This window comes from Microbacterium xanthum (assembly GCF_034531355.1).
GTDB classification, from domain to species: Bacteria; Actinomycetota; Actinomycetes; order Actinomycetales; family Microbacteriaceae; genus Microbacterium; species Microbacterium xanthum.
The window spans coordinates 707,114-724,093 of record NZ_JAWHUE010000001.1 but is presented as its reverse complement, the minus strand read 5'-3'; the positions used below and the strand labels follow the sequence as shown (position 1 = coordinate 724,093).

The 16,980-nt window shown below is 70.0% G+C and carries 20 protein-coding genes; 12 read left to right on the top strand and 8 right to left on the bottom strand.

From position 1 onward, the window contains the following. Nucleotide 1 precedes the first annotated feature (1 nt). Nucleotides 2-1,471: a GH1 family beta-glucosidase gene (locus RZO50_RS03415; protein ID WP_416211523.1), complete on the top strand. Its 1,470-nt coding sequence runs from the start codon at nt 2-4 to the stop codon at nt 1,469-1,471. A gap of 43 nt (nt 1,472-1,514) precedes the next feature. Further along, nucleotides 1,515-2,531, top strand: a complete 1,017-nt coding sequence (locus tag RZO50_RS03410) for a LacI family DNA-binding transcriptional regulator (protein WP_322598285.1) — start codon at nt 1,515-1,517, stop codon at nt 2,529-2,531. 45 nt (nt 2,532-2,576) lie between these two features. Here the strand turns inward: RZO50_RS03410 and RZO50_RS03405 are convergent, their stop codons facing one another. Then, nucleotides 2,577-3,896 carry a uracil-xanthine permease family protein gene (locus RZO50_RS03405; protein ID WP_322598284.1) on the bottom strand — a complete coding sequence of 440 codons (1,320 nt, stop codon included), beginning with the start codon at nt 3,894-3,896 and terminating at the stop codon, nt 2,577-2,579. Between the two features lie 122 nt (nt 3,897-4,018). Between RZO50_RS03405 and RZO50_RS03400 the strand changes: the two genes are divergently transcribed. Both RZO50_RS03400 and RZO50_RS03395 read left to right on the top strand, forming a co-directional pair. Then, nucleotides 4,019-4,579 (top strand): thioredoxin family protein, encoded by a 561-nt coding sequence (locus tag RZO50_RS03400; RefSeq protein WP_322598283.1) that lies wholly within the window; start codon nt 4,019-4,021, stop codon nt 4,577-4,579. Beyond that, nucleotides 4,579-5,328 (top strand): cytochrome c biogenesis CcdA family protein, encoded by a 750-nt coding sequence (locus RZO50_RS03395; protein ID WP_322598282.1) that lies wholly within the window; start codon nt 4,579-4,581, stop codon nt 5,326-5,328. Before RZO50_RS03400 ends, RZO50_RS03395 begins: the two co-directional genes overlap by 1 nt. 44 nt (nt 5,329-5,372) lie before the next feature. Here RZO50_RS03395 and RZO50_RS03390 read toward each other — a convergent pair whose 3' ends face one another. Beyond that, the gene (locus RZO50_RS03390; protein WP_322598281.1) at nt 5,373-6,287 is read right to left on the bottom strand and encodes a phosphoribosylaminoimidazolesuccinocarboxamide synthase; all 915 of its coding nucleotides are present in this window, start codon (nt 6,285-6,287) and stop codon (nt 5,373-5,375) included. A gap of 69 nt (nt 6,288-6,356) precedes the next feature. Next, a complete protein-coding gene (purD, locus tag RZO50_RS03385) occupies nt 6,357-7,628 on the bottom strand; it encodes a phosphoribosylamine--glycine ligase (RefSeq protein WP_322598280.1) in 1,272 nt (423 codons plus the stop codon). A gap of 178 nt (nt 7,629-7,806) precedes the next feature. Here purD and RZO50_RS03380 point away from each other — a divergent pair, with 178 nt between their 5' ends. Next, a complete protein-coding gene (locus RZO50_RS03380; RefSeq protein ID WP_322598279.1) occupies nt 7,807-8,178 on the top strand; it encodes a sterol carrier family protein in 372 nt (123 codons plus the stop codon). Between the two features lie 51 nt (nt 8,179-8,229). Then, nucleotides 8,230-8,538, top strand: coding sequence for a potassium transporter Trk (locus RZO50_RS03375; protein ID WP_322598278.1), 309 nt, complete (start codon nt 8,230-8,232; stop codon nt 8,536-8,538). 12 nt (nt 8,539-8,550) lie between these two features. Here the strand turns inward: RZO50_RS03375 and RZO50_RS03370 are convergent, their stop codons facing one another. Beyond that, entirely contained in the window at nt 8,551-9,159 is a 609-nt protein-coding gene (locus RZO50_RS03370; RefSeq protein WP_322598277.1) for a zinc-binding alcohol dehydrogenase, read from the bottom strand. 138 nt (nt 9,160-9,297) lie between these two features. On the opposite strand from RZO50_RS03370, the gene purM reads away from it, so the two are divergent. Both purM and purF read left to right on the top strand, forming a co-directional pair. Further along, nucleotides 9,298-10,356 (top strand): phosphoribosylformylglycinamidine cyclo-ligase, encoded by a 1,059-nt coding sequence (purM, locus tag RZO50_RS03365; protein WP_416211573.1) that lies wholly within the window; start codon nt 9,298-9,300, stop codon nt 10,354-10,356. Nucleotides 10,357-10,361: 5 nt separating this feature from the next. Continuing rightward, nucleotides 10,362-11,822, top strand: coding sequence for an amidophosphoribosyltransferase (purF, locus tag RZO50_RS03360; RefSeq protein WP_322598275.1), 1,461 nt, complete (start codon nt 10,362-10,364; stop codon nt 11,820-11,822). A gap of 131 nt (nt 11,823-11,953) precedes the next feature. Here the strand turns inward: purF and RZO50_RS03355 are convergent, their stop codons facing one another. Further along, complete coding sequence (locus RZO50_RS03355; RefSeq protein ID WP_194423247.1) at nt 11,954-12,145, bottom strand: DUF3073 domain-containing protein; 192 nt, start codon at nt 12,143-12,145, stop codon at nt 11,954-11,956. Nucleotides 12,146-12,302: 157 nt separating this feature from the next. Between RZO50_RS03355 and RZO50_RS03350 the strand changes: the two genes are divergently transcribed. Next, nucleotides 12,303-12,842: a universal stress protein gene (locus RZO50_RS03350; RefSeq protein WP_322598274.1), complete on the top strand. Its 540-nt coding sequence runs from the start codon at nt 12,303-12,305 to the stop codon at nt 12,840-12,842. A 3-nt stretch (nt 12,843-12,845) separates the two neighbouring features. Here the strand turns inward: RZO50_RS03350 and RZO50_RS03345 are convergent, their stop codons facing one another. Together RZO50_RS03345 and RZO50_RS03340 are read right to left on the bottom strand one after the other, a co-directional pair. Next, nucleotides 12,846-13,448: a PadR family transcriptional regulator gene (locus RZO50_RS03345; protein WP_322598273.1), complete on the bottom strand. Its 603-nt coding sequence runs from the start codon at nt 13,446-13,448 to the stop codon at nt 12,846-12,848. Beyond that, nucleotides 13,448-14,305, bottom strand: a complete 858-nt coding sequence (locus tag RZO50_RS03340) for a DUF4097 family beta strand repeat-containing protein (protein WP_322598272.1) — start codon at nt 14,303-14,305, stop codon at nt 13,448-13,450. Before RZO50_RS03340 ends, RZO50_RS03345 begins: the two co-directional genes overlap by 1 nt. Nucleotides 14,306-14,489: 184 nt before the next feature. Between RZO50_RS03340 and RZO50_RS03335 the strand changes: the two genes are divergently transcribed. After that, entirely contained in the window at nt 14,490-15,260 is a 771-nt protein-coding gene (locus RZO50_RS03335; RefSeq protein WP_322598271.1) for a MerR family transcriptional regulator, read from the top strand. Between the two features lie 64 nt (nt 15,261-15,324). Here the strand turns inward: RZO50_RS03335 and RZO50_RS03330 are convergent, their stop codons facing one another. Then, nucleotides 15,325-15,489: a hypothetical protein gene (locus RZO50_RS03330; RefSeq protein ID WP_194423242.1), complete on the bottom strand. Its 165-nt coding sequence runs from the start codon at nt 15,487-15,489 to the stop codon at nt 15,325-15,327. Between the two features lie 237 nt (nt 15,490-15,726). Here RZO50_RS03330 and RZO50_RS03325 point away from each other — a divergent pair, with 237 nt between their 5' ends. Together RZO50_RS03325 and RZO50_RS03320 are read left to right on the top strand one after the other, a co-directional pair. Beyond that, the gene (locus RZO50_RS03325) at nt 15,727-15,993 is read left to right on the top strand and encodes an SAP domain-containing protein (RefSeq protein WP_322598270.1); all 267 of its coding nucleotides are present in this window, start codon (nt 15,727-15,729) and stop codon (nt 15,991-15,993) included. Nucleotides 15,994-15,998: 5 nt separating this feature from the next. After that, entirely contained in the window at nt 15,999-16,961 is a 963-nt protein-coding gene (locus tag RZO50_RS03320) for a DNA topoisomerase IB (protein ID WP_322598269.1), read from the top strand. Nucleotides 16,962-16,980: the final 19 nt, after the last annotated feature.

Sequence of the window (16,980 nt, the reverse complement as noted above, 5' to 3'; positions counted from 1 at the left end):
CATGATCACCTCCCGAGAGGACTCCCCCCAGATGACCGCCCCCTCGCGTCCGTTCCCGTCGGACTTCCTGTTCGGCGCCGCCACCGCGGCCTTCCAGATCGAAGGCGCCGCTCACGAAGACGGCCGCCGGGACTCGATCTGGGATGCCTTCTGCCGTGTTCCGGACGCCGTGATCAACGGCGACGACGGCTCGGTCGCGTGCGACCACTACCACCGCTACCGCGACGACGTGGCGCTCATGAAGCAGATGGGACTGAACACCTACCGCTTCTCGACGTCCTGGTCGCGCGTGCGTCCCGACGGCGGTGCGCTGAACCCCGCGGGGGTCGACTTCTACAAGCGTCTGGTCGACGAGCTCCTCGACGCCGACATCCTGCCGTGGCTGACCCTCTACCACTGGGATCTGCCGCAGGCGCTGCAGGAGAAGGGCGGCTGGGCGGACCGCGACACCGCCGCGCGTTTCACGGAGTACGCGCTGGACATGCACGATGCCCTCGGCGACCGGGTGAAGGTGTGGACCACGCTCAACGAGCCGTGGTGCTCGTCGTTCCTCAGCTACACCGCGGGCATCCACGCTCCCGGCCACTACAGCGTCGAGGAGGGCCTGCTCGCCTCGCACCACCTGATGCTCGCCCACGGGCAGACGATCGGCGCGCTGCGCGCACGGGACGCCTCGCTCAACCTCGGCATCACCCTGAACCTCACCGTCGCCGACGCGGTGGACCTCAGCGACGCCGCCGACGTGGACGCGGCCCGTCGCATCGACGGCCAGTTCAACCGCTGGTTCCTCGACCCGATCTTCCGAGGCGAATACCCGGCCGACGTGGTCGAGGACATCCGCGCGGTGGATGCCGGTGCCGTGGCGGCTTTCGAGGCCGCCGTGAAGCCGGGCGACCTCGAGGCGATCTCGACCCGCATCGACTCCCTCGGGGTGAACTACTACCACGGCGAGTACGTGGGGGGACACGAGCCGGAGGTGGCTCCGATCGGTGGCGACGCGCCGACCGCGCGGCCCGCGCAATCGCCCTTCCCCTCGCACGAGGGCATCTTCTGGCACGAGCGGGGGCTGCCGCGCACTCCGATGCAGTGGGAGGTCCAGCCCGAAGGGCTCACCCGCCTGCTGCAGCGCGTCTCGGCCGACTACGCCGGCCCCGCCGGCACCGCGCTCTACGTCACCGAGAACGGCGCGGCGTATGACGACGTCGCGGTGGTCGAAGCCGGCGAGACCCGCGTCCACGACGCGGACCGCGTGGAGTTCCTGCGGGGGCATCTGGGCGCCGTGTTGGACGCGATCGATGCCGGAGTCGATGTCGGCGGCTACTTCTACTGGTCTATGCTCGACAACTTCGAGTGGGCGTGGGGGTACGAGAAGCGGTTCGGCATCATCCGCGTCGACTACGAGACCCAGGAACGCTCCGTGAAGGACAGCGGTCGCGAGTACGCTCGCATCATCGCCTCGCGCGCGCTGTGATTCCCCACCGCCCGCTCGCTCTGGCGTAGGGAAAGGAGTCGTGATGACCATGTCGTCCGCAGCTCGCGGGGCCGTCACGATCGAGGAGGTCGCTGCCGCGGCGGGTGTGTCGCGTTCCACGGTGTCCCGCGTCGTGAACGGCTCCCCGGCGGTGAGTCCGGAGGCGGTGGAATCCGTCAAGCGGGCGATCGCCGATCTGAACTACGTCCCGAACCGCGCGGCGCGCACCCTGGCCAGCCGCCAGACGCACGCCATCGCGCTGATCGTGCCGGAGGACACGACCCGGTTCTTCGGCGACCCGTTCTTCGCCTCGGTCGTCTCCGGTATCAACGCGCGGTTGAGTCAGTCCGACTACGTCCTGAATCTCGTCATCGCCAGCGATGATCCGGGCGACAAGACCACGAGCTACATGCGGTCCGGTGCCGTCGACGGCGCCATCGTCGTCTCACACCACACCAGCGACACGTATCTGGATCGGATCGCCGCCGCGGTCCCGGTCGTCTACGGCGGACGGCCGGTGACCACGCGCGACCGCGACTACTACGTCGACGTCGACAACCGACGCGGCGCGTACGACGCGACCGCGCACCTGATCGCCAAGGGTCGCACCCGGATCGCCACGATCACCGGCCCGCTGGACATGCCGGCCGCCATCGACCGCCTGCAGGGGTGGCGCGACGCGCTCGCCGCATCGGATCTCCCGGAAGGCCCCGTCGAGGACGGCGACTTCACCATCGACGGGGGAGCGGTCGCGATGCGACGCATGCTCGCGGCGGGAGAGCGCCCCGACGCGATCTTCGCCGCCAGCGACCTCATGGCCCAGGGGGTGCTCAGCGTGCTCGCGGCCGAGGGGATCGCGGTGCCCGACGAGATCGCGATCGTCGGCTTCGACGACTCACCGGTCGCGACGTCGGTCACGCCCCAGCTCACGACGGTGAGACAGCCCTCGTTCGAGCAGGGGGAGCAGATGGCCACCATGCTGCTCGACCGTCTCGCGGGCCTGGAGCCCGACCACGTGACCGTGTTGCCCGCCGACCTCGTGGAGCGCGACTCCGCCTGAGATCCCTCGGCATCGCCGCGAGGCGCCGATGCCGAGGGTCGAGGCTTACTCCGGGTCGCCGCCCAGGGGCCCGACGGCCGGGATCGGGCCCCCGTCGTCCGCACCGGTCCTGCGGGCGCGAGCGATCGCGTTTCCGAGGTGGTAGATCAGCAGTGCCGCTGCCGATCCGATCACGATGGCGCCGAGCTGGAAGTCTCCCCACTGCATCGTGAACCCGGCGATCGCGATGACGAGCGCCACGGCGCCGGTGTACTGGTTGACCGGTCGCGAGAAGTCCACGCGGTTGTCGACCCAGATCTTGATGCCGATGATGCCGATGAGCCCGTAGAGAGCGGTGGTCACTCCACCGAGCACGCCCGCGGGGATCGAGTTGAACAGCTCGCCGACCTTCGGAGAGAGGCTGAGCAGGATCGCCGTGGCGCCCGCGACCCAGTAGGCGGCCGTCGAATAGACGCGTGTGGCGGCCATGACCCCGATGTTCTCGCCGTAGGTCGTGGTTCCCGAGCCGCCGAAGAAACCGGCCACGGTGGTCGCCGCCCCGTCGGCGATGAGCGCGCGTCCGGTGTGGCGATTGACCGAGGCGTCGGTCATCGTGGCCACTCCCCGCACGTGCCCGACGTTCTCGGCGATCAGCACGAGCACGACCGGCAGGAACATCGCGATGACGCCCCACGTCTGCGGCGAGGTGAAGTCGGCGATCTGGAATTCCGGCAGCCCGATCCAGGCGGCCTGCTCGACGGCGGTGAAGTCCACCTCGTTCGACAGGAGCGCCACGACGTAGCCGACGATCACGCCGAGGAAGATCGAGATCCGCCCGAGGAAACCGCGGAACAGCACGCTGAACAGGATCACCGAGACCAGGGTGATCGTGGCCGTCAACGGCTGCACCTGATAGTTCGTCCAGGCCACCGGCGCGAGATTGAAACCGATCAGCGCGACGATCGCGCCGGCGACCACCGGGGGCATCAGGCGATCGATCCAGCCGAGACCGGCGATCTGGACGATCACGCCGACGGCGGCCAGCAGGATCCCGACGGCGACGATGCCGGCGAGGGCGGATCCCATGCCCGCCGTCGCCGTCGCGGCCGTGACCGGGGCGATGAAGGCGAACGAGGACCCCAGGTAGCTGGGGAGCTTGTTGCGGGTGACGAGGAGGAAGAGGATCGTGCCGACACCCGAGAAGAGCAGCGTCGTCGGGACCGGGAATCCGGTCAGGACGGGCACGAGGAAGGTTGCACCGAACATCGCGATGACGTGCTGCATGCCGATCGCGACGGTCGCACCCCAGTTGAGTCGCTCGGTGGGACCCACCACCTTGCCGGGCTCGACGGTGCGACCGTTTCCGTGCAGGGACCAGACAGGCATGCGTTCTCCTCGGGGATGGGCGGCGACGAATCTGCGCCGCCGACACGATATCGGTTGTCGGCGGGCGCATCCGTCACCGCTTCGTCATCCCTTTCCCGCGTCGTCCGCGTGAGGATGGAAGCATGAAGCGCGGAACCATCGTCGCCCTGGCCATCGCCGGTGTGCTCGTCGTCGGTGTCGGCGGCGCAGCGGCCGTGTCGCTTTCGGGGGGAGGGGACCCGGCCGCTGTCGAGACCGCGTCGTCCGCGGATGAGGCGGTGCAGAGCTCAGCGGAGCCCACCGAGGAGCCCGGAGCCAGCGAGGAGCCCGATGCCGACCAGGCGTCCGGGGGCGTCGCCGATGACCAGGCCGACGATGCGTCCGCGACCCCGGCGGGGTCGTACGTCGAGTACTCGGAGGACGCGCTCGCCGCGGCGGAGGGGACCCGCGTGCTGTTCTTCCACGCCACCTGGTGCCCGCAGTGCCGCGCCCTCGACGAGGACATCGTCGCCGAGGGGGTGCCGGACGGAATCACCGTCCTGAAGGTCGACTACGACACCCATCAGGACCTGCGTCAGGCTTACGACGTGCGACAGCAGACGACCGTCGTCGCGCTGGACGACGCGGGCGCCGCGGTCGCCTCCTTCGTGCCCTACGACGACCCCTCCCTCGACACGGCGCTGGCGGGACTCGGCCTCGGCTGATGCTGGGACTCACGCTCGTCTCGTTCGCAGCGGGGGTTCTCACGGTGCTCGCACCGTGCGTGCTGCCGTTGCTTCCGGTCATCGTCGGCGGCACCGCCGCGCGCACCCAGGCGGATGCCGGGATGGCGGAGCGGCAGTGGTTCCGCCCGATGGTGATCGCCGGATCCCTCGCGGCATCGGTGGTCGCCTTCACCCTCCTCCTCAAGGCCACCTCCGCCCTCCTCGGTGTGCCCGCGTGGGTGTGGCAGTCCATCTCGGGGGTCATCGTCGCGGTGCTCGGCCTGACGATGCTCTTCCCGACGCTGTGGGAGCGCGTGACCATGGCGACCGGCCTGCAGGCCGGCGGCGGACGTCTCCTCGATCGCGGGTACCGACGGGGAGGACTCAGCGGCGACATCGCGCTGGGCGCCGCCCTCGGGCCCGCCTTCAGCAGCTGCTCCCCGACCTACGCCCTCATCGTCGCGACGGTCCTTCCCGCGAGCTTCGCCGCCGGTACGGTCTACGTCACCGCGTACGCGATCGGCCTGGCCCTGGCGTTGCTCGGCGTCGCGCTGGCCGGCACGGCGCTTGTGCGCAGACTCGGCTGGCTGAGCAATCCGCACGGTGTGTTCCGCCGAGTCATCGGCGGCATCCTCGTCGTCGTGGGAGTGGGCGTCGCGCTCGGCTGGGACCGCGCGTTCCAGGCCTGGGTGCTCGACCAGGGCTGGTACGAACCGATCGAGAACCTCGAGCGGATGCTCCTGGGCTGACGCGGCCGACCGCCGCGGGTGCGCGAGAGCCTCGTGGAGGCGGCTCAGGCCGTGAGGCGCTGCAGAAGCTCGCGGTAGCGGGCGGTGGTGCGTTCGACGATGTCGGCGGGGAGCGCGGGCGGGTCTCCGGTCTTGTCCCAGTTCGCCGAGAGCCAGTTGCGGACGATCTGCTTGTCGAAGCTCGCCATCCGTTCGGTCGGCGTGCTTCCCTCCCGCCAGCTGCGGGCATCCCAGTAGCGTGACGAATCGCTCGTGAGAACCTCGTCGGCGAGCGTCAACGCGCCGGCCGCGTCGAGGCCGAACTCGAACTTCGTATCGGCCAGGATCAGGCCGGCGGCCTCGGCCGTCTCGGCTGCCCGTGTGTAGATCGCGAGGGAGGAGTCGCGAAGCGCGGTCGCCTGCATCTCGCCGACGAGCTCGATCGACTGCTCGAACGTGATGTTCTCGTCGTGCTCGCCCATCGGGGCTTTGTAGGCGGGGGTGTAGATCGGCTCCGGAAGGCGGTCGCCGTCGGCGAGCCCGGCGGGCAGCGGGATCCCGCACACCGTGCCCGAGGCGAGGTACTCCTGATAGCCGGACCCCGTGAGGTAGCCCCGGACGACGCACTCGACCGGGAGCATCTCGAGGGCGTGGACGACCATCGACCGACCGGCCACCTCCGCGGGGGGCTCGGCGTCCGCGACGAGGTGGTTCGGGATGCGCGGGCCGCCGTCGCCGCCCGCGAGACGGTCGAACCACCACCGGCTCAGCGAGGTGAGGAGCTCTCCTTTGCCTGGGATGCCCGGGGAGAGCACGTGATCGAACGCCGACACGCGGTCGGAGGCGACCACCAGCATCCGGTCGGCGTCGGCCGATTCGGGAACCTCGGCCGGCACGTAGAGATCGCGCACCTTGCCCGAGTAGACGTGACGCCAACCGGGGAGGTCGGCCGAGGCGGGGACGGGTGCGGCGGTGCTCACCCGCCCATTATCCCGACCGGGCTGTGACGCCGCGAACCCGGTTCCCGTCCGGTCGCCCGTGCCCGGAGGTCAGGCGCCGGCGGCGCGGGAGGCGATGTCGCGGCGATGCTGTCCACCCTCGAGCCCGATCGCGTCGACGCCGCGGTAGACGCGCTCGCGCGCCTCGGCGAGCGTGGCGCCCACGCCCACGACGCTCAGGACGCGGCCGCCCGTGGCCACGAACCCGCCGTCGTGCAGTGCGGTCGCCGCATGGGCGAGGTGAACGCCGTCGACGGCGGCGGCCTCGTCGAGGCCGGACAGTGCGCGCCCGGTCACCGGCGACGCGGGGTATCCCTCGCTGGCGACGACGACCGTCACGGCCGCGCCATCGGCGAACGACGGGCGCGAGAAGTCCTCCAGATGGCCGGACGCCGCTGCCAGGAGCAGCTCCGACAGGGGCTCGGCCAGGCGCGGCAGCACGACCTGCGTCTCGGGATCGCCGAACCGGGCGTTGAACTCGATCACCTTCACGCCCGTGTCGGTGAGGATGAGGCCCGCATAGAGCAGGCCGATGAACGGGGTGCCCTCCGCGTCGAGCTGCCGGACGACGGGCTCGGCGATCTCACGCGTGACGAGGTCGACGAAGGCTTCCTCACCGCCGTGCTCGTCGGCGAGCCAGGGGAGGGGCGAGTAGGCGCCCATTCCGCCGGTGTTGGGGCCGGCATCCCCATCGGCGAGGCGCTTGAAGTCCTGCGCCGGGCTCAGCGGGAGCACGTGGTCGCCGTCGGAGAGGAAGAAGAGGGACACCTCGGGTCCGGACAGGAACTCCTCGACCAGCACCGGTCCGCTCGGAAGGTACTGCGTCGCGTGGGCGATCGCCGCGTCGCGATCGTCGGTCACCAGGACGCCCTTGCCGGCGGCGAGACCGTCGGCCTTGACCACGTGCGGGGCGCCCAGCTCGTCGAGGGCCGCTTCGACCTCGGCCGCGGTCGCGGCGCGCACGGCGCGCCCGGTGGGAACCCCCGCGGCGTCCATGATCCGCTTGGCGAACGCCTTCGACCCCTCCAGCTGCGCGGCGGCGGCACCGGGGCCGAAGACCGGGATGCCGCGCTCGCGCAGCGCGTCGGCGACGCCGGCGACGAGGGGTGCCTCGGGGCCGACCACCACGAGGTCCACGGCGTTCTCCTTGGCGAAGCCGGTCACCGCGGCCGGGTCGTTCGGGTCGAGATCGACGAGCGTCGCGTCGCGCCCGATCCCTGCGTTGCCCGGCGCGGCGAGGATGTCGTGCGGAGCCTGCTCCGACCGGAGGGCGAGGATGATGGCGTGCTCGCGGGCACCCGAGCCGAGGACGAGGATCTTCACCCCGCCAGCCTAACGGCGGGCACTCCCGCCCTCACCCCCGTCGACACCGGTCTGCCGCCGTCCGTGCACGAACTCAGGCTGTGAGCCGGCATGTGCCCGAATGCAGGCGTCGATGCCGCCCTCAGCCTGAGTTCGTGCCGGTACGCGTGCGGTCACAGGCGAGGGATAGCCTCGAGGGATGGCCCGCAAGATCACGACGGACGAGGGGCGCGCGGCGATCCGCGCCGTGGATGAGGCCACCGCCGGCGGCGCCACGCCCGCTCGAGCCGATCTCGGCACCGCCGTGCGCTATCTGCTCCAGCTGCTCGCCGAGAAGGCACCCGGCACCTCGGTCGAGGTGCGGGTGCCGCCGTTCGGTGCGGTCCAGGTCGTCGAGGGCCCGCGCCACACGCGCGGTACGCCCCCCAATGTGGTCGAGATGACACCCGGCACGTGGATCTCCCTCGCCGTCGGGCGCTCGTCGTGGACGGATGCCGTCGGAACCCCCGAGCTCAGCGCGTCGGGCATCCGTGCATCGGAGATCGCCGCGTTGCTCCCCCTCCGCCCCTGAGGGGTCTTCGCCGTTCGGGACGGGCACAGCCTCGGGTGGGATGATGGAGGGATGGATGAGAACCTCACCGTGCGCCGCGCGCCCAAGTACGGCGTCTTCCTCGCCCTCGGGGCGGCCCTCGGCATCGTCGCGGCGATGATCCTCACCTTCTCGTTCAGCGGCACGCTCGACGAGAGCCCGAACACCGGACTCGTCTACGACCAGGGCCAGGTGTTCGGTTTCCTGCTGCTCATCTGCGTGCCGGTGGGCCTCGCGCTGCTCGGCGGGCTCGCGCTCGTCCTGGACCGCACCGTCGGGCGTCGTACCCGCGCCGTGCGTGTCGACCACTCGGTCGACGCGCACGACCTCGACGAGAGCTGAGCGGGACGCCGCTCAGGCCAGCTCGGCGATGATCGGATGGATCGCCGCGTCGAACGCGGCGACATCCCCGCGCAGTCCGTCGGTGACCGCGATCGTGAGCGAGCCGATCCACCACACGCCGCGTTGCGCGAGGGGCAGCACCTGCACGTTGAGTTCGAACGAGTGGGCACGCCGCCCCACCTGCCGTTCGTACTCCGCGATCGCGCTCGCGTACGCCCGGTAGGCGGAGTGCGTGCCGCTGGCGGAGGCGTGACGGTAGCGCTCGGCGGCGGAGTGCGCGTAGGTGAGGGCCGCATCCGCGTGCGGTGCGACGGCGGCGCGCAGCACGTCACTGCCCTCGACCGGCAGGGCGAGGAGGGTCTCGAAGCCGTCCACGAGATCCAACGGGACGGTGGAGGGATGCGCCTGCGGTTCGACGGTCATGGCCCAGTACTCGCGCCACTCGCGCTCGAGGCGCAGGTGCCGGTCATCGGGCGGGGGTGGAGTCGGCGTGGGTATCCCACGCAGGGCGGGGAGCTCGTCCGGGGCGCGGATCCCGAGCGCATGCCGGAGGTAGAGGGCGAGCAGCACCGGACGGCCCGCGTCCTCGCGGACCACCCACTCCGGCCCCCCGGCGTTCATGCGGCCATTGTAGGGCGGGGAGGGGCGCCGGCATCGGGGTAGGCTGTCCCCGTGGCCTCACCCTCGAGCGATGCCTCCGCGAACCCCTACGCCCAAGCCGGTGTCGACACCGCTGCCGGCGACCTCGCGGTAGAGCTGATGAAGTCCGCCGTCCGACGCACCCACGGTCCCGAAGTCCTCGGCGGCGTCGGCGGCTTCGCCGGGCTCTTCGACGCCTCCGCGATCCGCGACCTCCGGCGTCCGCTGCTGGCATCCAGCACCGACGGAGTGGGCACGAAGGTCGCGATCGCGCAGGCGATCGACAAGCACGACACCATCGGCCTCGACCTGGTCGGCATGGTCGTCGATGACATCGTCGTCGTGGGAGCCACGCCGCTGTTCATGACCGACTACATCGCGTGCGGCAAGGTCGTTCCCGAGCGCATCGCCGACATCGTCGCCGGCATCGCCCGCGGCTGCTCCGAGACCGGCACCGCGCTGGTCGGCGGCGAGACCGCCGAACACCCCGGCCTGCTCGGTCCCGCCGACTACGACGTCGCCGGCGCGGCGACGGGTGTGGTCGAAGCGGATGCGGTGCTCGGTGCGGAGCGGGTGCAGGCGGGCGACGTGGTGCTCGCGCTGGCCTCCAGCGGCCTGCACTCGAACGGATACAGTCTCGTGCGCCACATCGTCTCCGGTGCCGGCGTGCAGTACGGCGACCGGGCGGATGACTTCGGTGACACCACGTGGGGCGAGGTCCTCCTCGAGCCCACGCGCCTGTACACGCAGCCGCTCCTGAACGTCATCGCCGAGACCGGCGACGCCGTCCACGCACTCAGCCATGTCACCGGTGGCGGTATCGCCGCCAACGTCGCGCGCATCCTGCCGCAGGGCACGTGGGTCGACATCGACCGCTCGACCTGGGCGCCACCGGCGGTGTTCCAGGTGCTCGCCGATCTGGGCGGGATCGAGCTCGCGGCCACGGAGGGGACGTGGAACCTGGGCATCGGCTTCGTCGCCGTCGTCGCGGCCGATCGTGCCGAGCAGGCGGCAGCAGCCCTCACCCGCGCCGGGATCGCCACGTGGCAGATCGGTGTCGTGGCAGACGGGCATCGCCCCGAGGGAGAATACGAGCAGGGCGCGAAGGGCGTCGACGGCGGTGCCGTGCGCCTGGTCGGTGCCCACGGCACGGCCGTCTTCACGGACGGAGACCGGTAACACCCATGTGCGGAATCGTCGGGATGGTGGGCCGCGGGCCCGTCAACCAGGAGATCTACGACTCCCTCCTGCTGCTGCAGCACCGCGGCCAGGACTCCACCGGCATCGCCACGGCGGAGCCGTCCGGGACCTTCCACGTCCACAAGGCCAAGGGGCAGGTGCGCGAAGCCTTCCGGACCCGTGACATGCGCGCGCTGATGGGGAATCTGGGTCTGGGTCACGTGCGCTACGCGACCAAGGGCACCGCCGGCAACGAGGAGGAGGCGCAGCCGTTCTACGTCAACGCCCCCTACGGCATCGTGCTGGTCCACAACGGGAACCTCACGAACACGCGCGAGCTCACCCAGGAGCTGTTCCGCAAGGATCGGCGGCACCTGAACACGACAAGTGACACCGAGCTGCTGGTCAACGTGCTGGCCAACGAGCTGCAATCGGCCATCTCGGGGCTCGACCTGGACCCGGAGCAGGTCTTCCAGGCGGTCACACGTGTCCACGAGCGCGTGGAGGGTTCCTACGCGGCGATCTCGCTGATCGCGGGGTACGGGCTCCTCGCGTTCCGTGACCCGTTCGGCATCCGCCCCCTCATCCTCGGCACGCGGCGCGCCCCTGACGGGTCGTACGAGTGGGTCGTCACGAGCGAGTCGCTCGTGCTCGAGAACGGTGAGTTCGAGGTCGTGCGCGACGTCCTTCCCGGCGAGGCGGTCTTCGTCGATCTCGACGGCAACCTCCACACGCGTCAGTGCGCCACCGAGACCGCGCTGAAGCCGTGCTCGTTCGAGTACGTCTACCTCGCGCGACCGGATTCCATCATGAACGGCATCTCGGTGTACGAGGCGCGGCTGCGGATGGGCGATCGGCTGGCCGACACGATCGCGAAGCACACGCCCCGCGAGGCGATCGACGTCGTCATGCCCATTCCCGACTCATCCCGTCCGGCGGCGATGCAGGTCGCGAGGAAGCTCGGCATTGAGTACCGCGAGGGCTTCTACAAGAACCGCTACGTCGGGCGGACCTTCATCATGCCCGGGCAGGCGGTCCGCAAGAAGAGCGTGCGCCAGAAGCTCAACGCGATGTCGAGCGAGTTCAAGGGCAAGAACGTGCTGCTCATCGACGACTCGGTCGTCCGCGGCACCACGAGCAAGGAGATCATCCAGATGGCCCGCGACGCCGGCGCCAAGACGGTCACCTTCGCCTCCGCGGCGCCGCCGGTGCGTTTTCCGCACGTGTACGGCATCAACATGCCCTCGCGACACGAACTGGTCGCACATGGGCGCACGATCCCGGAGATCGCCGAGGAACTCGGCGCGGACTACATGGTCTACCAAGAGGTCGAGGATCTGAAGGCGGCGATCCTCGAGGGCACCGACATCGACGACCTCGACCTGAGCTGCTTCGACGGGCGGTATGTCACCGGGACCGTCAGCGAGGAGTATCTCGCGTGGGTCGAGGGGTCGCAGGAGAGCTGAGCGTCGGCGGTCGCGGCGCGCACCCGGCAGGGTCGCGCGGTGCCGCAAAGGGATGCGTCGGGGAGAGACGGCGAACAGCGCGGTGCCGATCGGCCCGCGCTGTTCGCCGCGTCAGAGTCGGGTGACGAGTGTCACGCTCGTTCGAGCGATTCCTCGTCTTCGTCCTCGTCTTCGTACTGGTCCGCCCACTTGTCGACGTAGTTGTCCTCGTCGCTGTGGGTTGCGAGCTCGCGCTCGAGCGCAGCGTAGTTCACGCTCGGACTGAACGACTTCAGCTCACGAGCGATCTTGGTGTGCTTCGCCTTTTGACGGCCACGCCCCATGCCTGACCCCCTCATATCTGAGTTGCGGGCTGTGTGCTCTTCGCTGCCACGGCCCGGGCATTTCGAAATCCGGAATCGAACCGGGAAGAGTAGCATTCAGAATATCACGGCACCCCCAGCCGCGGCGGTGCCGACGGCAGAGGAGGACCAGCGTCATATGGCTGAAGAGGCATCCGACAAGGTAGTCGACGGACAGATTCCGGAGGGTATCCACGGCGCGGTGATCGTCGGCATGATCCCGGATCTGCCCGACCGCGTCCTCCAGGAAGCCGGGCGGTATGCCTCGCTCCTCGGCGCCCATCTGCTGGTCGTGCACGTCGATGTGACGCGCTTCGTCAGCTACGAGGACCCTGATGGATACGTGCACACCGCTCCCATCGACATCAACATCGCCGCCGGCGAAACGGATCTCGCCGAGGTGACCCGCCTGGCCAAGAAGACGCTCGACGGGCACGACCTCGACTGGAGTGTCCGTCAGCTCGTGGGTGATCCGGCGCTGGCCATCAAGCACCTCGCAGAGCAGGTGGACGCGAAGCTGCTCGTGGTCGGGACGCGCAAGCGCGGCCTCGGCGAGTCGATCCGCGAGTTCTTCACCGGATCCGTCGCGGCGCGACTCGCCCATCGTCAGCATCGCCCCGTGCTCGTGGTGCCGCTCGGTGAGCCCGTCGCCGACGACGAGGACATCTGGCCGTCCTGACGGTCAGTCCGCCAGCGCGCGGGTGACCTCCCGGGCGATGTCGTCGAGTCCCGCGACCAGGTCGTCGACGAGGTTCTCGGACAGCTCGCCGCCTCGCGCCACGTGGGTGCGCAGATCGGCGCGCACGCGACCGCGGAAGTCGTTGACGGCCGCGTCGGCGCGCTGAAGCTGCTCGCGACTGCGCGTGCGCACATCGTCGGTGCGCTCGTCGGGGGCGGTGCGTTGTTCGGCGCCGGCGGCGGCGAGATCGGCGCGCAGGCTTCGCATGGCGTCCCGCACGCTGCCGCGCACCTCATCGGCGATGAGGCGTACCGAGTCGGCCAGGCCGGCTTCGATCCCGGCGAGGTCCTCGCGGCGGGCGGCGACCTCCGCGCGCCCGGCCTCGGTGATCTCGTACACGGTCTTCCGCCCGTCGACGGACTTGGTGACCATGCCCTCCTCCTCGAGTTTGGCAAGCCGTGGGTAGATGGTGCCGGCGCTGGGGGTGTAGGTGCCCCCGGTGCGGTCGGCCAGGGCCTGGATGATGTCGTATCCGTGCCGCGGCCCGTCGTCGAGCAGGTTCAGCACGTACAGGCGCAGGTCGCCGTGCGAGAAAACGGGGGGCATCACCAGGCTCCTTCCGACTCCGCATCGGCGGATTCGGCCGGGGCGGGGGCCGGGTCGCGCCGGAGGATGGTGAGGTCGCCCGAGACGGAGTTGGTGCGGATGTCGGCGAACATCCCACTGAGCTCCCCGGTCGAGCCGCTGTAGTTGGTCGGGCCGGACCCCGAGCGGATGACGCCGTCGACCTGCACGCGGCCACTGACGCTGCGCGCGACGACGTTCACCGGCAGCTCGCGGTCGAGCCGCACGGTGGCGTTGCCGCTGACGGTGTTGAGCCCGATGGTGTGCGTCGGCCCGGTCGAGTCGACGACCATGGCCCCCGATACGGTGTCGATCGACGCCGTGCGGATCTGGCCGGTCGCCGCGACGTCGCCGGAGACGCTGTTGGCGCTCAGGGTGCCGACCAGTTCGCGGATCTGGACGTCGCCCGACACGGCGTTGATCGACAGGTCGCCCTCCAGGCCATCGCCGATGACATCGCCGGAGACGGTGTTCAGCCGCGAGTCGCCGTGCACGCCGGAGATCAGCGCGCTGGCGTTGACCACGCCGAGGTTCAGGGCCACGGTGCGCGGCACGACGACGCTGATCTCCGCTTTGGGGCCGCTGGATCCGAAGTTTCGGAACACCTCGAGGAAGTTGTCCCAACGCAGTTGCGGGTGATCGATCTCGACGGCGTCCTCGTTCGCCTCGATGCGCAGATCCTTCACGGTCACGCCGTGCACTTCGATACGCGCGCCGGGTTCGTCGTGGGCGATCACGTCGATCTGCCCGCCGACCATGCCGATCTTCAACGAGCGCACGTCGTCGATGTCGATGACGCGCGACTCTCCCGGGTGGATGATCCACTTCTCCAGGGCCATGTCCATCTCCTCCCCGCGAGCCCCATACTCGCGATATGTCGTGAGTTCGACAATAACACGATATATCGCGAGTCGGAAGAGTGTCGCCGATAGTCCCCGTTTCGCCCGCCGGCCCCTGCGATGCGTCGCTTGACATTGACGTTGCGTCAACCTCTAGCGTGGGGCGCATCGGAAGGAGACGGACATGGAGTGGTCGATCCAGGAAACCGCGCGTGCCGCCGGCACGACCAGTCGCACGCTGCGGCACTACGACGACATCGGACTCTTGCCGCCGACGCGCATCGGAACCAACGGGTACCGGTACTACGACACCGACGCCTTGGTCCGGCTGCAGCGCATCCTGCTTCTGCGGGAGCTCGGCATCGGGCTCCCGCAGATCGCCGACGTGCTTGCGCGGCGCACGGCACCCGAGGCGGCGCTCCAGGTCCATCTGGAGTGGTTGCGACGTGAGCAGGACCGCACATCGCGCCGCATCGCCTCGGTCGAGGCGACGATCGATTCCTTGAAGGGAGGTGAACAGATCATGGTGGAGAAGATGTTCGACGGATTCGACCCCGCACAGCACCGCGACGAGGTCGAGCGCCGCTGGGGCGCCGATTCCTACGCTCGCGGCGACGCATGGTGGAACGGTATCGGCGCCGAGGACAGGTCCGCGTGGCAAGAGCGCACCGCGCAGCTCTCGCGCGACTGGGTCGCGGTCGCCGAGAGCGGCGCCGGGCCTTCCTCACGGGAGGCGCAGGAGGTCGCCGCTCGCCACGTCGCGTGGTTGCGCGGTGTGCCCGGCACTCCGGCGGCCGACCCCGACGGGGACGTGAAGGGGTACGTCCTCGGCCTCGCCGACATGTACGTTTCGGATCCGCGCTTCGGCGCGAACTACGCGACGACCGCCGGCGGCTCCGCGGGGGCCGCGTTCGTCCGCGACGCCCTCGGGGTCTACGCCGACGCGCACCTGTGACCCGGGGTGAACGACGGATGCCGCGACCCCTCGGGGCCGCGGCATCCGTGTCGTGAAACAGGCCTCAGGGGCGCTTGCTTCCGCTGATCACCCGGAACAGCAGGGCGATGAGCGCGATGATGCCGACGATCAGCGCCACCCACAGCAACCAGCTGAGGGCTTCGCCGAGACCGCCGACGATCGCGAGCACGATCGCGACGACGATGATGATGATCAGTGCGAGGTTCATGAAGATTGCTCCTCTTCGAATGGTCGACGTGCGCCTTGTGCGGCAGGTCGCATGCCGGGTTGGCACGTCACGACAGTGGCACCCGGGCGGGCCCGACCCCAGGGGGTTGACGAGCGGCGAATCGCGGTGCTATTCCCGACGGTGTGCGACGCGGACGCGCCGTGAGCGCACTGTCAAGCCCGGACCGTGACGCGAGCACCCGCAGTAGCGTCGCGACATCGAACCGAGGAGGACAGCGTGCCGGATGGACGAGGGTCGAATCTGAAGAAGCCCGACATGTACGAAGAACTGCGCAAGGACGGCGCCTCGAAGGAGAAGGCCGCTCGGATCTCCAACGCCGCTGCGAACGAGGGGGAGAGCGCCGTCGGGCGGCGCGGTGGCCAGGCCGGCAGCTACGAGGACTGGACCGTCGACGACCTTCGAGATCGCGCGAAGGATCTGGGCCTCAGCGGGTACTCCGATAAGCGGAAGGCGGAGCTGATCGCCATGCTCCGCGAGCACTGACCGTCGTGGTCAGGCTCGTCCGGGTCCACCCCACCGACGACCCGGGGATCACGCGCGTGCGCTCGCGCAACGGGTTCCGCTACGTCGACCCGAGCGGTGCCGACATCGGAGCGACGGATCGACAGCGTATCGAGCAGCTCGTGATCCCCCCGGGATGGCAGGAGGTCTGGGTGTGCACCGAGGATTGCGGGCACATCCAGGCGGTCGGTGTCGACGACGCCGGACGGCGGCAGTACATCTACCACCCGAAGTGGCGTGAGCGACGTGACAGTCGCAAGTTCGCGCGCGCCCTCGACCTCGCAGGCGCGCTGCCGCACGCGAGGCGGCGGGCCACCACCGCCCTCCGTCGGGATGCGCTGGATCGAGAACGCGTGCTGGCGGTGGCGTTCAAGCTGCTCGACGAGGGCGCGCCCCGCATCGGATCGGCGCGGTATCTCGAGCGGCATGGCAGCCGCGGTCTCACGACGCTCCAGCGCCGCGACGCAGTGGTCGACGGCGACACCATCACGCTGTCCTTCCCGGCCAAGAGCGGTCAGCGTGCGCACATCCGGATCGAGGACAGCGACCTCGCCCCCGCGATCGCCGAACTCGCCGCGGGGCGGGCGCGATCGCATCTGCTGTCGTACCGCAAAGGCCGTCGGCGCACGCCCCTGACCCCGACCGACGTCAACGCGCACGTGCGGGCGCTGACCGGAGGACTGTTCACGGCGAAGGACTTCCGGACCCTCCGGGGCACGATCCTGGCGGCCGAGGCGCTCGCCCGGATCGGCCCCGTCGATACCGAGCGCGAGCGGAAACGGGCCGAGGCGCTCGCGGTGCGGGCGACTTCGGAGGCGCTCGGCAACACCCCCGCGGTCGCCCGCGCCTCCTACATCGACCCACGCGTGTTCCGCCGTTACGAGCGGGGTGATCTGCTCGACCTCGGGGTCAAGCCGGAATCGGCGATCCGACGCCTCATCCTCGGATAGCCGCGGCGCGGGACTATCG

Coding starts and splice junctions, on each gene's coding strand:
- purM (WP_416211573.1), top strand. CDS start 9,298: ATGAAGTCCGCCGTCCGACGCACCCACGGTCCCGAAGTCCTCGGCGGC.
- RZO50_RS03335 (WP_322598271.1), top strand. CDS start 14,490: ATGGAGTGGTCGATCCAGGAAACCGCGCGTGCCGCCGGCACGACCAGT.
- purF (WP_322598275.1), top strand. CDS start 10,362: ATGTGCGGAATCGTCGGGATGGTGGGCCGCGGGCCCGTCAACCAGGAG.
- RZO50_RS03330 (WP_194423242.1), bottom strand. CDS start 15,489: ATGAACCTCGCACTGATCATCATCATCGTCGTCGCGATCGTGCTCGCG.
- RZO50_RS03410 (WP_322598285.1), top strand. CDS start 1,515: ATGACCATGTCGTCCGCAGCTCGCGGGGCCGTCACGATCGAGGAGGTC.
- RZO50_RS03370 (WP_322598277.1), bottom strand. CDS start 9,159: ATGAACGCCGGGGGGCCGGAGTGGGTGGTCCGCGAGGACGCGGGCCGT.
- RZO50_RS03400 (WP_322598283.1), top strand. CDS start 4,019: ATGAAGCGCGGAACCATCGTCGCCCTGGCCATCGCCGGTGTGCTCGTC.
- RZO50_RS03350 (WP_322598274.1), top strand. CDS start 12,303: ATGGCTGAAGAGGCATCCGACAAGGTAGTCGACGGACAGATTCCGGAG.
- RZO50_RS03405 (WP_322598284.1), bottom strand. CDS start 3,896: ATGCCTGTCTGGTCCCTGCACGGAAACGGTCGCACCGTCGAGCCCGGC.
- RZO50_RS03375 (WP_322598278.1), top strand. CDS start 8,230: ATGGATGAGAACCTCACCGTGCGCCGCGCGCCCAAGTACGGCGTCTTC.
- RZO50_RS03395 (WP_322598282.1), top strand. CDS start 4,579: ATGCTGGGACTCACGCTCGTCTCGTTCGCAGCGGGGGTTCTCACGGTG.
- RZO50_RS03415 (WP_416211523.1), top strand. CDS start 2: ATGATCACCTCCCGAGAGGACTCCCCCCAGATGACCGCCCCCTCGCGT.
- RZO50_RS03380 (WP_322598279.1), top strand. CDS start 7,807: ATGGCCCGCAAGATCACGACGGACGAGGGGCGCGCGGCGATCCGCGCC.
- RZO50_RS03355 (WP_194423247.1), bottom strand. CDS start 12,145: ATGGGGCGTGGCCGTCAAAAGGCGAAGCACACCAAGATCGCTCGTGAG.
- RZO50_RS03345 (WP_322598273.1), bottom strand. CDS start 13,448: ATGCCCCCCGTTTTCTCGCACGGCGACCTGCGCCTGTACGTGCTGAAC.
- RZO50_RS03340 (WP_322598272.1), bottom strand. CDS start 14,305: ATGGCCCTGGAGAAGTGGATCATCCACCCGGGAGAGTCGCGCGTCATC.